This is a genomic window from Herbidospora sakaeratensis (assembly GCF_001570525.1).
Taxonomy (GTDB): Bacteria; Actinomycetota; Actinomycetes; order Streptosporangiales; family Streptosporangiaceae; genus Herbidospora; species Herbidospora sakaeratensis.
In genome coordinates this window covers 52,416-71,117 of sequence record NZ_BBXC01000024.1, presented here as the reverse complement: position 1 = coordinate 71,117, position 18,702 = coordinate 52,416, and the positions used below count along the sequence as shown (strand labels likewise).

Here is an 18,702-nt window from a genome sequence, read left to right as displayed (position 1 = left end):
GGGGTGCTCGCTATTGGGCGTCGTGTTCGGTCCCCTGGCCGGGTGCGCGGGAGCGGGCCAGTTCCGTGAGCTGGTCGGTGTCCAGGCCGTCGCAGGTGAGTTCCGTCGAGGCGATGACGGCGCGGACGACCGGGTCGGTCTCTCCCGGTACGGCCACCGTCGCCGTCTGCATCGCGGCCCACTCGCGGAGCGCGTCGATGGACGGCTGGGGCAACTCCGGGGAGTACTGGACGATCAGGGCGTTGTCGCCGACGATCAGGTGCTCCAGGCTGCCGCCGCTGGGCACGTTCGGGTCGCCCGGGGCGTAGAACGACTGGTCGGGGTGGCGCCACTGGGTGTCGCCGGGGGTGGCCAGAGACGTACGGGGGCCTGATTCGCAGGTGACCGCCCCCGCCGCGGAATCGGCCGGGGTCCCGCACGCGGCGCACAACACGAGCGCGGCCACGGCCGGGATGAGACGGCGGCGCATTGAGTTCACTCCTGATGGATCGCCAGGCCGGTGGCCCGAAGCGGTTCGGGCCACCGGTGGTGTAGCGGACGGGTCAGCTGACCCGCAGGACCGCCGAGCGCGAGACGATCTCGCCGGTCGGGTCGGTGGCGCGGACCCGGTACTCCGAGCCGTCCAGTTCCGGCGTCACGGCCAGGGCGATCGCGAACGAGGTCTGGCCGGGCACGTCGGCCCAGTCGGCCCCGGGCGCCTTGACCTGCCACTGGTAGGCGACGTTCTGGCCCTCGGCGGGCGCCGCGAAGACGGCGTCGTCACCGGCGCTGTGGGTGGCCGGCACGGGCTCCGACGTGAAGCGCAGGATGACGGCGTCGTCGGCGAGCACCTTCATCCACTCGGCGAGTTCCTTCGCGCGCTCCCGGATGGGGGTGTTGTCGACGCCGGGCAGGTTGGCCTTCACCTCGCGGCGGACGACCTTGGCCTGCTCCATGGCCTCGACGTAGTCCTTGACCAGGTAGGCGTTGTACGAGGCGTCGATCGCGCCGGTCAGCGTGGCGGCCAGACCGGTGTCGATGGAGCCGTCGGCCGTCCCGGCGGCGACCAGGGCGCGCATCTCCACGTGGGTGACGCAGTTGCCGGAGGTGGCGCCGGCGGCCCACTTGATGCCTTCCAGGATGTTCTTCTGGAAGATCGGGTCGGCGGTGTTCTTCCAGTTGTGCATCAGCGCCTGGGTGAACGAACGCCCGCCGTCGTAATTGGCGCACCACGAGATCGGGTGGTCGGGGCCCTCGACGCGGCCCGCGCTGTTGCCGATGCCCGACACGTACGTCGACTCGGTCAGCGTCTGCAGGACGTGCACCTTCTCGCGGGGGAGGAAGCCCCGCCAGTTGTAGAGCTCGTCCATGACCGGCATCTTCTTCTCGAAGTGACGGGTGGACGGGTGGGTGTCGTCCTCGGTGACCAGTTCGCCGATGACGCAGCCGCCGCAGGTGTTCTGGATGCCGCCGGCGTTGGAGCCGTGGTTGTCGAACTCGCCGCCGACCAGGTTCTTGTACCAGTCCCAGTTGTGCATGGAGTCGGTCGCGCCGTGGATGGCGACGAAGCCGCCGCCGTTGCGGATGTAGGTCTGCAGCGCGGCCTGCTCGTCGACGGTGGCGCCGGGGGTGGTCGTCGACGGCCGGTTGGTGACGAACACGTCGTTGCCGACGCTGGAGACGCCGACCAGGGCGTCGTACTGCGACAGGCGCTCGGCGCTCTCGAACGGGTTGCCCGCGACGGACACCTCGGGGCTGAGGTAGTCGTACACGTCGACGTCGAAGGAGTTGGCCCGGCCGAGGTCCTGGATCATCGCCATCGTCAGCGGGATGTGCTCGTGCCGGAAGGCGCCCGGACGGTTGCCGAACAGCAGGATCTTGAACTTGGGCCGGTTGTTCCGCACGGCCTCGCCCGGAGCCCGGAACGGGTAACGTTCCATGCCCTGGCCGGCGGTCACCGCGACGCCGGTGACGACGTCGGGGTGGTCGACGCCCTGCAGCTCCTCGACGAGCCAGGCGGCGTCCTTGACCAGCGAGTCCCGCATGTAGCCCGCCGGGGTCACCTTCGCGGCCAGCGCGCCGAACTTGACCAGCGCCGCCTCGGCCGCGCCGCCTTCGGCCTCGGTCAGCAGCGCCAGCAGCCGGTTGCCGTTGGGCGTGGAGATCTTACCGGCGGTGACGTACCGCTGGACCAGCGCCCGCAGGTCGGCGATCGAGGTGGTGATCTCGAAGGTCAGCGTGTACTTGGCGGCGTTGCCGGCGGAGTCGCCGACGTTGACGGCCCACGTGTGCTGCCCCACCGAGAGGGTGGCCAGGTCGAGCGGCATCGGGTAGGTCCAGACGCCGTCGATCCACATGTCCCGGACCGCCGCGCCGCCCGCACCCGGGGTGGGGTCGGTACGGGTCGGGGTGATGGACGCGGGCAGCGCGCTGTGCGCGACCTTGCCGTTGGCGATGCCGGGCCAGGCCGCCACCGGCGGCTTGGTGTCGATGCGCACGGTGATCGACCGCGAGGCCGAGGCGTTGCCGGCCGCGTCGACGGCGACGTAGCTCACGGCGCCGTTGCGGTCTCCGCTGATCACGTGGGCGGCGGTGCCCCGGTTGCCGTTCCGGACGGCCGGCACCTCGACGGTGACGCCCGCGACGGTCACCCGGAACAGGTTGACGGCGTCGTCGTCGGTCGCCGACAGGTTCAGCGTGACCTCGTTGCCGGTGAACCAGCCACCGGGGCCGGTGCTCGTGGAGGTCACATATGCGTTGTTGGCCACCCCGTTGTAGTTCGGGACCGGGTGGACCGGAGAGAGCGTGGCGACGTCGAGGACGGGCGGGGCGCCGGTCTCGGCGGCGAGGGCTACACCGGGGGTGCCGAGCAGCAAAGCGGGCACTGCCAGCAGGGCAGTGGCTAACGATCGGGTGGTGGGACGTGGGCGAGAGGACGGCATGTCGCTCCTCTTTTCGGGTCGTACAGGAACTCCACCGCGTCTGAGTGCCGACCCAATGCCTAACGCGATGAATGTCGAGAGTGTGAGCTTCGTCCCACAGATTTGTCAACGATCTTACGGACTTCTGATTTTCATCGACGAAAGTTTTCACCTAAAAGTTTCGCTCGATCAGCCCCAGTACGCGGCGCCGCGCCGTCGGACCAGGCGGCGGTCGACCGCGCATGACGACTGTCACCTTTAGGCTCATATCGATGAAAATTTCCGTGATCGCGGCGCTGATCCTGGTCTTCGCGGTGGCGTCCGTTCCCCGGCCGGACGAACGGGCCCAGATCCTCGCTTCGGCGTACGCGCTGATCGGCCGGTACCCCTACTCGTGGGGCGGCGGCCACGCCGGAAGCGCCGGACCGTCACTGGGCACCTGCAGGGGCTATCGGGGCGACATCAAGCCGTGCCCGGCCGAGCGCACCAACGGCCTCGACTGCTCCGGGCTGACCCGCTGGGTCTACGAAATCGCCTACGACCACGACGTGCTGGGCCCCGGCACCACCGACGACCACCTGCGCCGGCTGCGCGAGGCGACCGTCCCGGCCCCCGGCGACCTGGTCTTCTTCGGCACGGCCAAGCGCACCCACCACGTCGGCGTCTACATCGGTGACGGCAAGATGATCAACGCGTTCAAGACCGGGACCATCGTCCGGATCGACCCCGTGAACGCGCTCGACGACCTGCTCGGCTACTACCGGATGTGAGCCGGAAGCGCGACAGTCACGCCACGTAGGGCGGCTGGCCGCTCTCGCTCTGCATCGGCAACCCCGAGGCCGCCCACGACTGCATGCCGCCGCCGACGTTGACCGCCTCCCAGCCCACGTGGTTGAGCCACGTGGCCGCCTGGGCCGACCGGCCGCCGACCCGGCAGATCACGTAGACCGGCTGGCCCTGGGGCACCTCGCCCACCCGGTTCTGCAGCTGGCCGAGCGGGATGTGGGTCGCCGAGGGGGCGTGGCCGGCCCGCCACTCGTCGAGTTCACGCACGTCAAGCAGGTAAGCGCCGTCAGGCACACCGGTCGGTTGCACGTCCCGCAGAGTCATGCGCCCCAGTGTAGGGACAGCTGGTCCCTACTTGAGCAGTTTGCTCATCCGCCGGTCGGCCAGCGGTTTCCCGCCCGTCTGGCACGTCGGGCAGTACTGCAACGAGGAGTCGGCGAACGACACCTCCCGCACCGTGTCGCCGCAGACCTCGCACTTCTCTCCGGTACGCCCGTGCACCCGCAGCCCGGACTTCTTCTCGGCCTTCAGGTCCTTGGCGGCCAGGCCCCGGGCCCGTTCGACCGCCTCTTTCAGGGTGACCACGATGGCGTCGTACAGGGAGGAGATCTGGTCGGGGGTCAGGGTCGAGGCGACCTTGAACGGAGACATCTTCGCCGCGTGCAGCACCTCGTCGGAGTAGGCGTTGCCGATCCCCGCGATGATCTTCTGGTCGCGCAGCAGGCCCTTGATCTGGGTGCGCTTGCCCGCGACGATCGAGGTCAGCGTCTCGACGGTGAAGTCGGGCGTCAGCGGGTCGGGGCCGAGGGCGGCGACGCCCGGCACGTCGCCGGGCGCGGTCGCGACGTAGACGGCCAGCCGTTTCTGGGTGCCCGCCTCGGTCAGCTCGAAGCCGGGGGCGACGCCGAGCAGGTCGGGTGCGAACCTGACCCGCAGGGCGAGCGGGCCCTTGCCCGGCCGCACCGGCTTGGCGCCCGAGAGGTCGTCGCGCCAGCGCAGCCAGCCCCCGCGCGCGAGATGGAAGATGAGGTGGATCCCGTCGCAGTCGAGATCGAGGAACTTCCCGTGGCGGGCGACCGTCGTCACGGTAAGACCGCCCAATGCGGAGATCGGCGGCGAAACGGTCTTCAGCGCCGAGAACGCCACCACGTCGACGGCCTGCACGACCTGTCCGACCGCACGTTCCCGCAGGAACTCGGCCAGCGACTCCACCTCCGGCAATTCAGGCATACTTCAGACTACGTAGGGACGGGCACATGACCAGCATCATCGCCGAAGACGTGCTGCTTCTCGGTTACGACGAGACGACGGGCCAGCCCACGATCGGCTCCACCGAGCTGAACGCCGGCCTCGCCGGCGCCCTCCTGGCCGAGTTGTCGATCAGGGGCCGGCTGAGCCTGGCCGACAAGAAGGTCGTCGTCACCGACGACACCCCCGTCGGCGAGCCGGAGCTCGACGCCGCGCTGGCCCGGATCGCCGCCGAGGAGAAGGTGCGCAAGCCCGAGTGGTGGGTCGACAAGCTGCAGGGCGCCAAGCTGCGCGAGCGGCTGCTCGTCAGGCTCGTGGAGGGCGGGGTGCTCTCGGAGGAGCGCGGCAAGATCCTCGGCCTGTTCAAGACCGTCAAGTACCCGGAGCTCGACGGCAGCGTCGAGAGGGCCGTACGGATGCGGGTGGAGAGCGTGCTGAACGGCGCCGAGCCCGATGAGCGGACCGCCGTGCTCATCGGGATCATGCACGCCGCCAAGGCGCTCAAGAAGCAGTTCCCCGGCGCCGACGAGTCTCGGGTGAAGGAGATCACCGAGGGCGACTGGGTCGGGGAGGGCGTCAGGGAGGCCATCAAGGCGGTGGAGGCGGCCGTGCTGATGGTGATCACCACGGCCGTCATCGTCACGGCCGTGAGTTAGCCCTTCTCGAGCGCGCTCTTCGGCACCGGCTTGTCGGCCTCCAGCGCCTCGAACAGCTGATTCGCCCTGGTCGTGTCCCACTTGACGACCGACTGCCCGTCGATGGTGGGCAACGAGCCGATCGGGACCGCGGTGGTGACCGGGTTGTTCTTCATGGCCAGGCCCAGCGAGAGCAGGTTGAACGGGCCGGTGGCGGGGTCGACCGCGACCGACTCGGCGGCGCTGTTGGCCAGCGGGACGGCCGTGAACGGGTTGATCAGGGTGCCGGGGCTGGCGGCCTTCTTGACCACGGCGGAGAAGAACTCGCGCTGGCGCTGGGTGCGGTCGAAGTCGGGGATGGCGCCGGTCTTGCGGGTGCGGACGTAGCCGAGGGCGGTGCCGCCGTCCATGACCTGGCAGCCCTTCTTGATGTTCAGGGCCGCCTTCGGGTCCTTGATCGCCTGCTTGGGGCAGATCTCGACGCCGCCGACCGCGTCGACGATGCCGACGAAGCCGCCGAAGCCGATCTCCATGTAGTGGTCGACGCGGATGCCGGTGACCTGCTCGACCGTCTGGGTCAGCAGCTTGGGGCCGCCGAAGGCGTAGGCCGCGTTGAGCTTGCCGTTGCCGTTGCCCGGGATCGGCACGTAGGAGTCACGCGGGAGGCTGACCAGCGTGGGGCGGCCGTCGCCGTCGGGGATGTGCAGCAACATCATCGTGTCGGTACGCCGCCCGACCGCCGACCCGGTGCGCAGCTTCTTCTTCTCGGCCGCGCTCAGCCCGGCCCGGCTGTCGGAGCCGACCAGCAGCCAGTCTTGCCCCGGCGTTTCGGCCGGCCGCCCGTCGTAGTCGGTGAAGGCGTCGACGTTGTTCATCTTCCCCTGGACGCTGAAGAACAGCGCCACGACCCCGATCAGCACCAGCGAGAGGAATACGGCCAGGCCGATGGCGATGTTCCGGCCGATGCGGCGCGGTTTGCGCGGGCCTTTTTCGGCCCTTGGCTCGTTCCCGCCGTCGAACATCCTGACCGGTGAGTCGCCCTTGCGGGGCTTGCCGTAGACCTTGGAACGGCCTTTGGGCTCGGGTCCCTTGACTTCCGGCTCGCGAACCGGGTAGGCCGGAGGCTCCAGCGGCCGCCGCACCATTCGCGTCGGCTCGTTGTCCTCAACCACGTTCCTCTACCCCCCGCTTGCCGACATCTGACTCTGCCTTGACGGTACGCCGATCCGACCCCCCGGGGCGGGCCCGTTATCAAGGTTTTCCTATGGAAAAGTACACAGATCCGATCCGGGAAACATCATCGGCAGCTCGCCCGTTACGGTTGAAGCACCCCTAGTTGAAAGGACCGTCGTGTCCGTTTCGGACCCCTGGAGTACCGGCCCGTGCCTTGGCACGGGTCCACGTGAGGCGATGAGATGACCATCGCCCTCGGCCTCCTCGCCGTCCTGCTCCTCACCTTGGCGACCGGCTTCTTCGTCGCCCAGGAGTTCGCTTACGTCGCCGCCGACCGCGCGCTGCTGCGCCAGCAGGCCGACACCAACCCCGCCGCCCGCCGGGCCCTCGACGTCACCGGCCGGCTCTCCTTCATGTTGTCGGGCGCCCAGCTCGGCATCACCGTGACCACCCTGCTGGTCGGTTTCCTCGCGGAGCCGGCCATTTCGGTCTCCTTCCGCGGCCCGCTCGAAGACCTCGGGCTGCCGCCGGGCGCCGTTCCCGGGGTGAGCGTCGCGATCGGCGTCGCCATCGCCACGATCATCCAGATGATCCTCGGCGAGCTGGCGCCCAAGAACCTGGGCATCGCCCGGCCCGAGCCGGTCGCCATGTGGCTGTCCCGCCCGACCCTGCTCTACTTGAAGATCTTCGGGCCGCTGATCCGGTTCTTCGACGGCTCCGCCACCCGGCTGGTCCGGTTGTTCGGCATCGAGCCCGTCGAGGAGCTCGAGCACGGCGCCACCCCCGAGGAACTGCACCGCATCGTCGACGACTCCCGTGAGGCCGGCGACCTGCCGCCCCGGCTGGCCGACCTGCTGGAGCGCGCCCTCGACTTCGGCGACCGCACCGCGGAGGACGTCATGGTCCCCCGCCCCCGCGTGGTCTCGCTGCACGCCGACACGCCCGTGTCGTCCCTGGTCGACGCGGTACGCGACCACGGCCACTCCCGCTACCCGGTGCTCGGCAGCGACACCGACGACGTCGTGGGCGTCGTCGGCCTGCTCGACTACCTGGGCCGCGAGGGCGAGGCGACCATCGCCGGCATCATGCGCACCCCGCTGCTGGTCCCGGCCACCCTGCCCGTGCCGGTGCTGCTCTCCCGCATGTCCGGCGGCACCTTCGCCTGCGTCATCGACGAGTACGGCGGCCTCGCGGGCGTCGTCACGATCGAAGACCTGGCCGAGGAGCTCGTCGGCGAACTGGTCGACGAGAACGACCCCGAACCCCTCGGCGTCACCGTCAACCCCGACGGCTCCTGGGACGTGCCCGGCACGCTGCGCATCGACGAGGTCGAGCGCGCGACCGGCGTCACCCTCCCCGAGGACGACGGCTACGAGACCATCGGCGGCCTCGTGCTGGCCGAGCTGGGCCGCATGGCCGAGCCCGGCGACGCGGTGACCGTCGGGACCGTCGAGGAGCACGACCTGCTCGACGACGACGAGGAGCCGCGCCACGCGCTGCTGACCGTGCTCGACGTGCACCGGCGGGTGCCCCAGATGATCCGCCTGGCGATCGCGACCCCGGCCGCCGAGCCGGCCGCCGAGGAGTCCGCCCACGAGAACACCGGTCCGCAGGACTACGCGCCCGAGCTCTTCTCGGCCCTCTTCCAAGGGAGGCCGGTGTGAGCTCCACGATGGCGCTCCTGCTCGGCGTCGTGCTGCTGGCGCTGAACGGGTTCTTCGTGGCCGCCGAGTTCGCGGTCATCTCGGCCCGCCGTCACCGCCTCGAAGAGGCGGCCTCCGGTCCGTTCGCCCGGATCGCCGCCAGGGCCGCCCTGCGGGGCAGCCGCCAGCTCTCGCTGATGCTGGCCGGCGCCCAGCTCGGCATCACGCTCTGCTCGCTGGGCCTGGGCATGGTGACCGAACCGGCGCTGCACCACCTGCTCGAACCGGTCCTGGGCGGCCTGCCCGAGAGTGTGGGCACCGCGCTCTCGTACGTGCTCGCCCTCGGGATCGTCACCTTCCTGCACATGGTGGTCGGGGAGATGGCGCCCAAGTCGCTGGCCCTGACCCACCCCGAGCCGGCCGCGCTGGCCCTGGCGTTGCCGTTCCGCGGCTTCGTCTGGCTGGCCCGCCCGCTGCTGGCCAGCCTGAACGGGCTGACCAACGGCCTGCTGCGCCTGTGCGGCGTCCGCCCCCGCGACGAACTGGCCACCGCCCGCACGCCGCACCAGCTCGCCGTGCTGGTGGCCGAGTCGGGCCGGATGGGCATGCTCGACCGCGATGAGCACGACCTGCTCACCCGGGCGCTGCGGGTGCAGAACCAGCCGGTCGAACGCCTGATGACGCCGCTCGCCGACGCGGTCACCATCGCCGCCGACGCCCCGGCCGACCGGGTACACAAGACGGCGGTGGCGGCCAACCGGCTGCGCATGCTGGTGACCTCTCCCGAGGGCGTCAGAGGCGTGCTGCACGTCCGCGACAGCCTGGTCCATCCCGACATGACCCCAGGGGAGCTGGCGACGCCCGTACCGACCCTGAAGGTCTCGACCCCCATCCCCGACGCGGTCACCGCGCTTCAGGACGCGCGGGCCCAACTCGGCCTGGTGGTCGACGAACGAGGCGAGGTCGTCGGCGAGATCAGCGTGACGTCGTTGATCGGCGAGCTTCTCACGGTGTAGCCCGCCGTGCCTCCGGCACGGCGGCTCGGGCGCTTTCAGCCCCCGTCTTCCCTCGTCACTCCGGTTCGCTTCGCTCTCCTGCGTTCCTCAGTCCAGACGGGGGCGCGCCCTCGCGTCTCACGCGTACGCGCCCCCGCCTGCCCCAAGGGTCGCTCCTGTAACAGGGAGCGGCCCGTATTCCGGGACATTCGGTCTCGCATGACGAGACTTCGGGCAAACTTTTTCATCCGAACCCGGGTGCAAGCGGTTTGAAAGCCGCGCTTCGGAGAATATGGATCAACGCCGTTCAGACTACGGAGGATCCGCCGTGCCATCAGGGACGTTATGCCCCACAACGAAAAAACCCCGCAGGTGGAAGGTGATCCTTCCGACCAGCGAGGTCGATTCTCTGTGGGCAAGGGGGGAGTTGAACCCCCACGTCCTTTCGGACACACGGACCTGAACCGTGCGCGTCTGCCATTCCGCCACTTGCCCCTTACGGGTGCGCCTCTTTTCGGCTGCCTGGAAAGGTTAGCACGGATCCGCCAGTGCCACTGAACCCGGATACGATCCGTGTAGACGATGGAGGAAGGGAGGTACCCGGTGGGAGTCCTTCAGCGCTTCGAGCGCAGGCTCGAAGGTTTGGTTGAGGGGGCCTTCGCACGTGCGTTCAAGTCCGACCTTCAGCCCGTAGAGGTCGCCAGCGCGGTGCAGAGGGAGATGGACGACCGTGCCGCGATCGTCGCTCAGGGCAGAACGCTCGTGCCCAACGACTTCGTGGTGGAGTTGTCCACGACCGACAACGAGCGGCTCGAGGTCTATGCCGACAGCATCAGCCACGAGCTCGCCAACCTCGCTCGGGAATACGCCAAGGAGCAGGGCTACTCGTTCGTCGGACCCGTCCGGGTGCGCTTCGAGATCGCCGAAGACCTAGCGGTCGGGCTGTTCCGGATCAGGTCCGGGGTCATCCGCGGCGCGACGGTCGAGCAAGACGAGATCAGACAGCCGGTCAGCGACGTGCCCGCGGCTCGCAAGAGCAGCGCGTTCGGCGGCCGGCCCCGCCTGCTGGTGTCCACCCAGGACGACCCGCAGGGCCAGCGGTCCTACGAGCTGACCACACCGGTCACTCTGCTGGGCCGGGGGACCGATTGTGATCTACGGCTGGTGGATCCGGGCGTATCGCGGCATCATGCCGAGCTACGGGTCGAGGGTCAGCAGGTCGTTCTGGTTGATCTCGGTTCCACGAACGGCACCTTCGTCAACGGGCAGCCGGTCCGCAGGATCGAGATGCAAGACGGGACGAGGGTGACACTGGGGCGCACGACCCTGGTGTTCAGACGCGATTAAAGGTAGACAAACGGTCCATGTCCGAGCTCGCGCTGCTGCTGATCAGGCTCGCCTTCCTGGCGGTGCTCTGGTTCTTCGTCATTGCCGCGGTCGGCGTGATCCGGACAGACTTGTTCGGTCCGCGAACGGCTCCTTCCGCCAATCCCCGGAAGCTGCCCACGAAACCGGCGAAGAATATTCCTGCCAAGCCCAAGAGGGGGGAGCCACGTCAGATGGTCGTCACAGGTGGCCCCCTGCAAGGGACCATCATCAACCTCACCGAACAGCCGATCACGATAGGCCGGGCCACTGACTCGACGCTCGTCCTCAGCGACGACTACGCGTCCAGCCGCCATGCCCAGCTCTTCCCCCAGGACGGCCAGTGGATCGTGGAAGACCTCGGCTCGACCAACGGAACCTACCTCGACCGTTCCAAAGTGACCCGCCCGACGCCGGTGCCTCTCGGGACTCCGATCCGCATCGGCAAGACCGTCATCGAATTGCGCAAATGACAACAGCACTCCGATACGCCGCCCGCTCGGACGTCGGCCTCCTCCGTGAAGGAAACGAGGACTCGGCGTACGCCAGCGGCCGCCTGCTCGCCGTCGCCGACGGCATGGGCGGGCACGCTCACGGTGAGGTGGCCTCCTCGGTCGCCATCGCCGCACTGTCGTCCCTTGACCGGGACGCCTACGGGAGTGACCTGGTCGGCACGATCGAGGCCGCGGTCCGCGACGCCAACCACCAGCTCCACATGATGGTGGCCCGCGATCCCAGCCTGAAGGGCATGGGGACCACGCTCACCGCCATGTTGTGGAACGGCACCAGGTTCGCGCTCGTCCACGTGGGCGACTCGCGGGCCTACCTGCTGCGCAACGGTGAGCTCTACCAGATCACCCACGACCACACGCTCGTGCAGTCGCTGGTGGACGACGGCCGCATCACCCAGGAAGAGGCCGCCAACCACCCGCAACGCTCGATCCTTCTCCGCGCCCTCGACGGCAGCGGCGAGGTCGACCCCGACCTGCAGGACCGGGAAGCCCAGATCGGCGACCGCTACCTGTTGTGCTCGGACGGCCTGTCCACCGTCGTCAGCGCCGAGACACTCCATCACACGCTCTCCACCATCGACGATCCCGACGACGTGGTACGCCAGCTCATCGACCTGGCCAATCGCGGCGGCGGACCTGACAACATCACCTGCGTGGTGGCCGACGTCATCGAGACCGACGACGTGCAGCCGCTCAGCCACGCGGCGGCGGTGGTCGGGGCGGCCGGTTCCGGACGCGTCCGTTCGGCACCGCCCGACAACCCGGCCGGCCGGGCCACGACGGTGACCGCGCCCCAGCCGGTCATCGTCGACCTCGATCTCGACGACCGACCCGCGCCGGAGGCCCTCGCGGCCTCCGGCCGCCGGGCCGCCCGCAAGCGGCGCACCTGGCCGGTCGTCACGACGTTACTGGTCGTCGTGGTCGGCGTCCTGGGAGCCGGAGGCTACTTCGGCTACCAGTGGACCCAGAACCAGTTCTACGTCGGCGCCGATCAAGGCCGCCTGGTGGTGTTCCAGGGGGTCGACGCCGACCTGGGCTTCGTCTCGTTCAAGCACGTCGTCCACACCTCCGACCTGTCGGTCTCGGCTCTCCCGCAGGTGGAACAGGACAAAGTGATGAGCGGGATCATGGTCAACGACGTCGACGCCGGCAAGGCGAAGATCGCCGCCCTCACCGGCGGCACCGAGAGCCCGACGCCCGACGCGTCCCCCAGCCCGACCCAGAGCCCCGCCGACCAGCCGGCCGACAGCTCGGAAACGCCGTCGTGACCACCGCACCCGTAGCGGAGGCGCCGGCCGTCCCGATGACCGCCAAGCGGCGGGGCGCCCAGCTCGTCATGCTCGCCTTCGCGATCGTCGTCGTGATGGGCGCCTACGCGAGCGTCGGCCTCGGCATCAACGGTCAGATCCCCTCGGGCACCTTCACCTACGGCCTCGGCCTGGCCGCGCTGATGTTCGCCGCCTACGGCGTGCTGGCGAAATGGGCCCCCTGGGCAGATCCCCTGCTGCTCCCCCTCGTGACGCTGGTCAACGGGCTCGGCCTGGTGATCATCTACCGGATCGAGCAGACCGGCCAGGGCGGCGCCTCGGCCACCAACCAGCTCATGTGGACCGCGCTCGGCGTGGTGATGTTCTCCGCGACCCTGATCGTGTTGAAGGACCACCGGGCCTTGCAGCGCCTCACCTACACGATGGGCTTCATCGGCCTCGGGCTGCTGATCATGCCGCTGCTGCCGCTCGTCGGTCGCGAGATCAACGGCGCCCGCATCTGGATCGGCGTCGGCCCGTTCACCATCCAGCCAGCCGAGTTCTCCAAGCTGGCGCTGGTCATCTTCTTCGCCGGCTACCTGGTGGCCAAGCGTGACGTGCTGGCGCTGGCCGGACGGCGGCTGCTCTTCATCGACCTGCCCCGCGCCCGCGACCTCGGGCCCGTCCTGGTCACGTGGGGGCTCAGCCTCGGTGTGCTGATCCTCCAGAAAGACCTGGGCAGCTCGCTGCTGGTGTTCGGCACGTTCATCGTGATGCTCTACGTCGCCACCCAGCGCACCTCCTGGGTGCTCATCGGCATCCTGCTGTTCATCGGCGGCGCCGTGCTGGCGGGGCAGCTGTTCGACCACGTGCAGGCGCGCTTCGAGGTCTGGCTCCACCCGGAAGACCCCGAGTTCTACGAGCGTGAACTGGGCGGCAGCTTCCAGCTGCTGCAGGGCCTGTTCGCGTTCGGCTCCGGCGGCATCCTCGGCACCGGCCTCGGCGAGGGCTTCCCCAACCTGATCCCGCTGTCGTTCTCCGACTTCATCATGGCCGTCGTCGGCGAGGAGCTCGGCCTGACCGGGCTGATGGCGCTGCTGATGGTGTACGCCCTCATCGTGCAGCGCGGCCTGCGCACCGCCCTGGCCGCCCGAGACCCGTTCTCGAAGCTGCTGGCGGGTGGTCTGTCGTTCATCCTCGCCTGGCAGGTCTTCATCATCGTCGGCGGCGTGACCAGGCTGATCCCCCTCACGGGACTCGTCACCCCGTTCATGTCGGCGGGCGGTTCGGCCCTGCTGGCTAACTGGATCCTTATCGCCCTGCTGGTACGCATGTCGGACGCGGCTCGACGCCCGCCGCCCCAGGCCATCCAGAACGAAGGACTCACCCAGGTGTTCACGCGATGAACGGCACCCTCAAACGCGCGGCCGTCGCCTGCATGGTCATGTTCGGCCTGCTCATGATCAACGTGAACTACCTGGGCGCGGTGAAGGCCGGCGACTACAGCACCGACAACCGCAACACCCGCTCGTTCTACAAGCGCTACTCCGTCGACCGGGGCTGGATCACCGCAGACAACGGCAAGACCACCCTCGCCAAGACGGTCGACACCAAGGACGCCGAGTTCCGCTACGAGCGCGAATACCCCAACGGGCGCATGTACGCCCACGTCCTGGGCTTCTTCGCACCCGAGAGCGCGCGCGGCGTCGAGCTCAACGAGAACAAGTTCCTCGACGGCAGCGACCCCGACCTGGTCGTCGGCCGCCTGATCGACTTCGTCAGCAAGAAGCCGCCGAAGGGCGCCAGCGTCGACCTGACGCTCATTCCGGCCGCCCAGAAGGTCGCCTACGACAAGCTGCGGGCGAGCGGCAAGCGCGGCGCGGTGGTGGCCCTCAACCCGAAGACGGGCGCCATCCAGGTGATGGTCTCGCTGCCCACCTACGACCCCAACGAGCTGGCGATCCCCGACCGCGGCGACGTGGCCGCCGCCTACAACAAGCTGGCTGAAGACGACACCGACCCGCTGCTCAACCGGGTGACCGAGAAGACCTACCCGCCGGGCTCGACCTTCAAGGTCGTCACCGCGGCGGCGTTCCTGGAGGCCGACCGCAGCCGCGACCCCGAGACGACGGTTCCGGCGCCGCAGGTGCTCGACCTGCCCGACACCACGGCGGGCCTGCCCAACTACGGCGGCGCGGCGTGCGGCAGCGGCGAGGTGACGTTGCGGTTCGCGCTGGAGCGCTCGTGCAACACCCCGTTCGGCCAGATGGGCATGGACCTCGGGTGGGACACGATGCGCGAGGAGTCGGCCAAGTTCGGCATCGGCGAGCCGATCCAGTTCGACCTGCCGACCGCCGGCACCACGATCGGGCCCGAAGAGGAGACGGCGGCGCTCGCGCAGCTCTCCATCGGCCAGCGCAACAACCAGCAGACCCCGCTCCAGATGGCCCAGGTCGCCTCGGCGATCGCCAACAGCGGCGTGCTGATGAAGCCGAACCTGATCAACAAGATCACCGACCCCGGCGGCAGCGTCATCGAGGAGCTGAAGCCCGAACAGCTCACCGAGGCGCTGAGCGGCGAGGTCGCCGACGAGCTCAAGCAGATGATGGTCTCGGTCATCACCAACGGCACCGGCACCGGCGCCCAGATCCCCGGCGTGACGGTGGCCGGCAAGACCGGCACCGCCGAGGCGGGCGACGCCCCGGCGCCGCACGCGTGGTTCATCGGCTTCGCCCCGGCCGAAGACCCCCAGACGGCCATCTGCGTCTTCATCGAGGCCGGCAGCGCCGGCAACGACGCCACCGGCGGTGGCACGGCTGCGCCGCTGGCGCGTGACGTCATGCAGGCGGTGCTCGACTCGAAATGAGCCATGGCCTGCTCGGCAACCGTTACCGGCTGACCTCCCGGATCGCCATCGGCGGCATGGGCGAGGTCTGGCGCGCGACCGACGACCTCCTCCACCGGGAGGTCGCGGTCAAGCTGCTGCGTGCCCACGTGGCCGCCGATCCGGCGTTCCGCGACCGGTTCCGGACCGAGGCCCGCATCACCGCCGGGCTGGCCGACCCGGGCATCGCCCAGGTCTTCGACTACGGCGAGGAGAACGACCTCGCCTATCTGGTGATGGAGCTGGTGCCGGGAGAGCCGCTGTCGGCGATCCTGGCCCGCAACGGGAAGCTGAGCGCCGAGGTCACCCTCGACGTCGTCTCGCAGTCGTCGCGCGGCCTCGACGCCGCCCACCGGGCCGGCGTCATCCATCGCGACGTCAAGCCGGGGAACCTGCTGGTCACCCGCACCGGCCTGATCAAGATCACCGATTTCGGCATCGCCCGGGCCCTCGAATCGGCCTCGGTCACGGCGACGGGAACGGTCCTCGGCACCGCCCAGTACGTCAGCCCCGAGCAGGCGTCGGGCCATCAGCTGACCCCCTCGACCGACCTCTACTCGCTGGGCGTGGTGGCCTACGAGTGCCTGACCGGCCGGCCGCCGTTCCTGGCCGAGACCCAGGTGGCCGTGGCGCTGCTCCACCTCAACGAGCAGCCGCCGCCGCTGCCGGCCGACGTGCCCGAGGGGGTGCGGGCGCTGGTGATGGCCCTGCTGTCCAAAGACCCCGCACGGCGTCCCGGCAGCGCCCGCGAGCTGGGCGACCGGGCGATGGTGCTGCGCGACTCGCTGGCCGGGCCGCAGGAGGCCGCGCTGAGCACGCTCACCGGGCCGAGCGTCGTCATCACCAACCGGGTGGGCGCCCCGCCGTCGGGCGGGCCGTTGTCGACCAAGCCGCTGCCCCAGAACGGGCGGCGGACGACCGCCCTCGTCGTCGCCGCCGTCGGTGCGGCCGCGGCGGCCGGGTTCGGGGCGATTCAATTCATACCGACTTCGAACGAGCCGGAGACGGTGACCGGGAGGTCCCCCGAAGACGGTGGTGAGGTGACGTTCGCGCCGGTCGACCAGCCGAGGCGGACCACACTCACGCCCCTGGTGCCGGCCACCCGCCGGCCGCCCTCGGTGCCGTCGGCCCGGCCTATTTCCACGCCGTCGGCTACCGTTGTCAAGACGGCGATCCCGAGCAAGAGCCCCGCGCCGTCGCCGACGACCACGACGACTCCCACCCCGACCCCGACGCCGAGCGAGACTCCGACGCCCAGTGAGACTCCAACAATGCCCTCACCTTCCCCAAGCGCCACGACCCTCCCGAACGAGGAGACGCCATGACGTATGGGGTCGATGATGGACAACGGCGGCACCCCACGATGAACGGCAAGGGACTGTGCAGGAAATGACTCAGCCACGGCTACTCGGCGGTCGATACGAACTCGACGGCGTCGTCGGGCGTGGCGGCATGGCCGAGGTCTATCGCGCCCGTGACATCCGGCTCGACCGTATCGTCGCGATCAAGACCCTCCGCTCCGACCTGGCCCGTGACCACACGTTCCAGGCTCGATTCCGGCGCGAGGCACAGTCGGCGGCGTCGCTGAACCACCCGTCGATCATCGCGGTGTACGACACCGGCGAGGACATGATGGACGGCACCCCGGTGCCCTACATCGTGATGGAGTACGTCGACGGGCGGACCATCCGCGACGTGCTGCGCCAGGACCGCCGGCTGATGCCCGAGCGGGCGGCCGAGCTCATCGACGGCATCCTGCGGGCGCTCGACTACAGCCACCGGGGCGGCATCGTCCACCGCGACATCAAGCCGGCCAACGTCATGCTGACCCGCAACGGCGAGGTCAAGGTGATGGACTTCGGCATCGCCCGCGCGATGGCCGACTCGGCCGCCACCATGACGCAGACCGCCCAGGTCATCGGCACCGCCCAGTACCTCTCGCCCGAGCAGGCGCGCGGCGAGCGCGTCGACGCCCGCAGCGACATCTACTCGACCGGCTGCGTGCTCTACGAGCTGCTGACCGGCCAGCCCCCCTTCACCGGCGACTCCCCCGTGGCGATCGCCTACCAGCACGTCCGCGAAGACCCGATCCCGCCGTCGCGGATCGACCCGGAGATCCCCAAGTGGTGTGACGCCATCGTCCTGAAGGCGATGGCCAAGGACCCGGTGCAGCGTTACCAGAGCGCGGCCGAGATGCGGGCCGACCTCCAGCGCGCCGTGCAGGGCATGCCGATGGACCCGCAGACGATGGCCCTGGCCAACAACTACGGCCAGTACGCCGGCGCCGACCGCACCCGCACCATGACGAGCGCCCAGGGCGCCGCCCCGGCGCAGGGCACCCGCCACATCCCCGCCTACGAGTACGGCGATGAGGAGCGCACCAGCCGTAGCGACCGGCACCGGCAGAAGAGCAGCGCCGGCGCGACCGCCGCGAAGACGGCCGCGTGGATCCTCATCCCGCTGCTGATCATCGGCGCGTTCGTCTGGGTCGGGCTCACCTTCCTGGCGCCCACCGACTCGGGCGACAAGGTCGAGACCGTCCCGGTCCCCATCGTGGAAGACCAGCCGAGGGCCGAGGCCGAGGCCGCGTTGACCAAGGAGGGCTTCAAGGTCTCGGTCGAAGAGGAGTTCAACGAGGACTACCGCAAGGGCCGGGCGATCCGCACCGACCCGGCGGCCGGCGAGGACATCCAGAAGGGCACCGAGGTCAAGCTCTTCATCTCCAAGGGCGTCGAGACCATCGCGGTCCCCGACGTCGTGGGCAAGACCCGCGAGGAGGCCGCCGCCGAGCTGCAGGCCGCGGGGCTGAAGTTCACGGTCGAGTTCAAGGGTTCCTCGGGCAAGCAGGGCACGGTCATCGCGTCCGACCCGGCCGCAGGTGAAGAGGTCAACAAGGGCAGCCGGATCAAGCTGACCCTGCCGACCGAGCTGATCGAGGTCCCGACCGTCACCACGCTCACGGTCGACGACGCGCGCCAGACGCTCGAAGAGGCGGGCTTCAACGTCAACATCTCGGAGCAGCCGAGCGACGTGGTCCCGCGCGGCATCGTGATCGACCAGACCCCCGCCGGCGGGTCGAAGCAGCAGCCGAAGCGGACGATCACACTGGTCGTCTCCAGCGGCCCGTCGACCGACCCGCAGCTCCCGCCGACCGACGACCCGGGCGGCGACTTCCCGCCGAGCGACGAGCCGACCGACGGCACCGAAGACCCGACCAACCCGGGCGACCCCGGTGACGGCGTCGACGTCGACACGGGCGGCAACGGCGGGACCGGCGAGTTCGGCCAGTAAACGCAGGAAGGGTTTCCGCCACT

16 protein-coding genes and 1 tRNA gene are annotated in these 18,702 nt (G+C 69.5%); 11 read left to right on the top strand and 6 right to left on the bottom strand.

Features of this window, described 5'->3' with window-relative positions:
• Nucleotides 1-10: 10 nt before the first annotated feature.
• Together AW271_RS34150 and AW271_RS34145 are read right to left on the bottom strand one after the other, a co-directional pair.
• The gene (locus AW271_RS34150; RefSeq protein ID WP_062341778.1) at nucleotides 11-469 is read right to left on the bottom strand and encodes a hypothetical protein; all 459 of its coding nucleotides are present in this window, start codon (nucleotides 467-469) and stop codon (nucleotides 11-13) included.
• Between the two features lie 73 nt (nucleotides 470-542).
• Nucleotides 543-2,864 carry a ThuA domain-containing protein gene (locus AW271_RS34145; protein ID WP_169806441.1) on the bottom strand — a complete coding sequence of 774 codons (2,322 nt, stop codon included), beginning with the start codon at nucleotides 2,862-2,864 and terminating at the stop codon, nucleotides 543-545.
• 308 nt (nucleotides 2,865-3,172) lie between these two features.
• On the opposite strand from AW271_RS34145, the gene AW271_RS34140 reads away from it, so the two are divergent.
• Nucleotides 3,173-3,670, top strand: coding sequence for a C40 family peptidase (locus AW271_RS34140; RefSeq protein ID WP_157554921.1), 498 nt, complete (start codon nucleotides 3,173-3,175; stop codon nucleotides 3,668-3,670).
• 16 nt (nucleotides 3,671-3,686) lie between these two features.
• Here AW271_RS34140 and AW271_RS34135 read toward each other — a convergent pair whose 3' ends face one another.
• Together AW271_RS34135 and AW271_RS34130 are read right to left on the bottom strand one after the other, a co-directional pair.
• The gene (locus AW271_RS34135; RefSeq protein WP_062341775.1) at nucleotides 3,687-4,010 is read right to left on the bottom strand and encodes a rhodanese-like domain-containing protein; all 324 of its coding nucleotides are present in this window, start codon (nucleotides 4,008-4,010) and stop codon (nucleotides 3,687-3,689) included.
• 27 nt (nucleotides 4,011-4,037) lie between these two features.
• Nucleotides 4,038-4,916, bottom strand: a complete 879-nt coding sequence (locus tag AW271_RS34130; protein WP_062341773.1) for an Fpg/Nei family DNA glycosylase — start codon at nucleotides 4,914-4,916, stop codon at nucleotides 4,038-4,040.
• A gap of 26 nt (nucleotides 4,917-4,942) precedes the next feature.
• Between AW271_RS34130 and AW271_RS34125 the strand changes: the two genes are divergently transcribed.
• On the top strand, nucleotides 4,943-5,590 hold the full coding sequence (locus AW271_RS34125) for a GOLPH3/VPS74 family protein (RefSeq protein ID WP_062341771.1): 648 nt from the start codon (nucleotides 4,943-4,945) through the stop codon (nucleotides 5,588-5,590).
• On the opposite strand, the gene AW271_RS34120 is transcribed toward AW271_RS34125, so the two are convergent.
• Nucleotides 5,587-6,741: an LCP family protein gene (locus AW271_RS34120; RefSeq protein WP_245653334.1), complete on the bottom strand. Its 1,155-nt coding sequence runs from the start codon at nucleotides 6,739-6,741 to the stop codon at nucleotides 5,587-5,589. The two genes, AW271_RS34125 and AW271_RS34120, sit on opposite strands and share 4 nt — an antisense overlap.
• Nucleotides 6,742-6,984: 243 nt before the next feature.
• Here AW271_RS34120 and AW271_RS34115 point away from each other — a divergent pair, with 243 nt between their 5' ends.
• Complete coding sequence (locus AW271_RS34115; RefSeq protein WP_062341769.1) at nucleotides 6,985-8,406, top strand: hemolysin family protein; 1,422 nt, start codon at nucleotides 6,985-6,987, stop codon at nucleotides 8,404-8,406.
• On the top strand, nucleotides 8,403-9,401 hold the full coding sequence (locus AW271_RS34110; protein WP_062341768.1) for a hemolysin family protein: 999 nt from the start codon (nucleotides 8,403-8,405) through the stop codon (nucleotides 9,399-9,401). The genes AW271_RS34115 and AW271_RS34110 overlap by 4 nt, the downstream gene beginning before the upstream one ends.
• A 391-nt stretch (nucleotides 9,402-9,792) precedes the next feature.
• On the opposite strand, the gene AW271_RS34105 is transcribed toward AW271_RS34110, so the two are convergent.
• Nucleotides 9,793-9,875, bottom strand: a tRNA-Leu gene (locus tag AW271_RS34105).
• 108 nt (nucleotides 9,876-9,983) lie between these two features.
• On the opposite strand from AW271_RS34105, the gene AW271_RS34100 reads away from it, so the two are divergent.
• From AW271_RS34100 to pknB, 7 genes are all read left to right on the top strand, one after another.
• Nucleotides 9,984-10,727, top strand: a complete 744-nt coding sequence (locus tag AW271_RS34100; protein ID WP_030455206.1) for an FHA domain-containing protein — start codon at nucleotides 9,984-9,986, stop codon at nucleotides 10,725-10,727.
• A 17-nt stretch (nucleotides 10,728-10,744) separates the two neighbouring features.
• Complete coding sequence (locus AW271_RS34095) at nucleotides 10,745-11,218, top strand: FHA domain-containing protein FhaB/FipA (protein ID WP_030455205.1); 474 nt, start codon at nucleotides 10,745-10,747, stop codon at nucleotides 11,216-11,218.
• Complete coding sequence (locus AW271_RS34090) at nucleotides 11,215-12,525, top strand: Stp1/IreP family PP2C-type Ser/Thr phosphatase (RefSeq protein ID WP_062341765.1); 1,311 nt, start codon at nucleotides 11,215-11,217, stop codon at nucleotides 12,523-12,525. Before AW271_RS34095 ends, AW271_RS34090 begins: the two co-directional genes overlap by 4 nt.
• Nucleotides 12,526-12,560: 35 nt before the next feature.
• Nucleotides 12,561-13,910: an FtsW/RodA/SpoVE family cell cycle protein gene (locus AW271_RS34085; protein WP_062341763.1), complete on the top strand. Its 1,350-nt coding sequence runs from the start codon at nucleotides 12,561-12,563 to the stop codon at nucleotides 13,908-13,910.
• Entirely contained in the window at nucleotides 13,907-15,370 is a 1,464-nt protein-coding gene (locus AW271_RS34080; protein ID WP_062341761.1) for a peptidoglycan D,D-transpeptidase FtsI family protein, read from the top strand. The genes AW271_RS34085 and AW271_RS34080 overlap by 4 nt, the downstream gene beginning before the upstream one ends.
• Nucleotides 15,367-16,713 carry a serine/threonine-protein kinase gene (locus AW271_RS34075; protein WP_062341759.1) on the top strand — a complete coding sequence of 449 codons (1,347 nt, stop codon included), beginning with the start codon at nucleotides 15,367-15,369 and terminating at the stop codon, nucleotides 16,711-16,713. Before AW271_RS34080 ends, AW271_RS34075 begins: the two co-directional genes overlap by 4 nt.
• Nucleotides 16,714-16,777: 64 nt before the next feature.
• The gene (gene pknB, locus AW271_RS34070; RefSeq protein ID WP_062341757.1) at nucleotides 16,778-18,679 is read left to right on the top strand and encodes a Stk1 family PASTA domain-containing Ser/Thr kinase; all 1,902 of its coding nucleotides are present in this window, start codon (nucleotides 16,778-16,780) and stop codon (nucleotides 18,677-18,679) included.
• The last annotated feature ends 23 nt before the right edge of the window (nucleotides 18,680-18,702 follow it).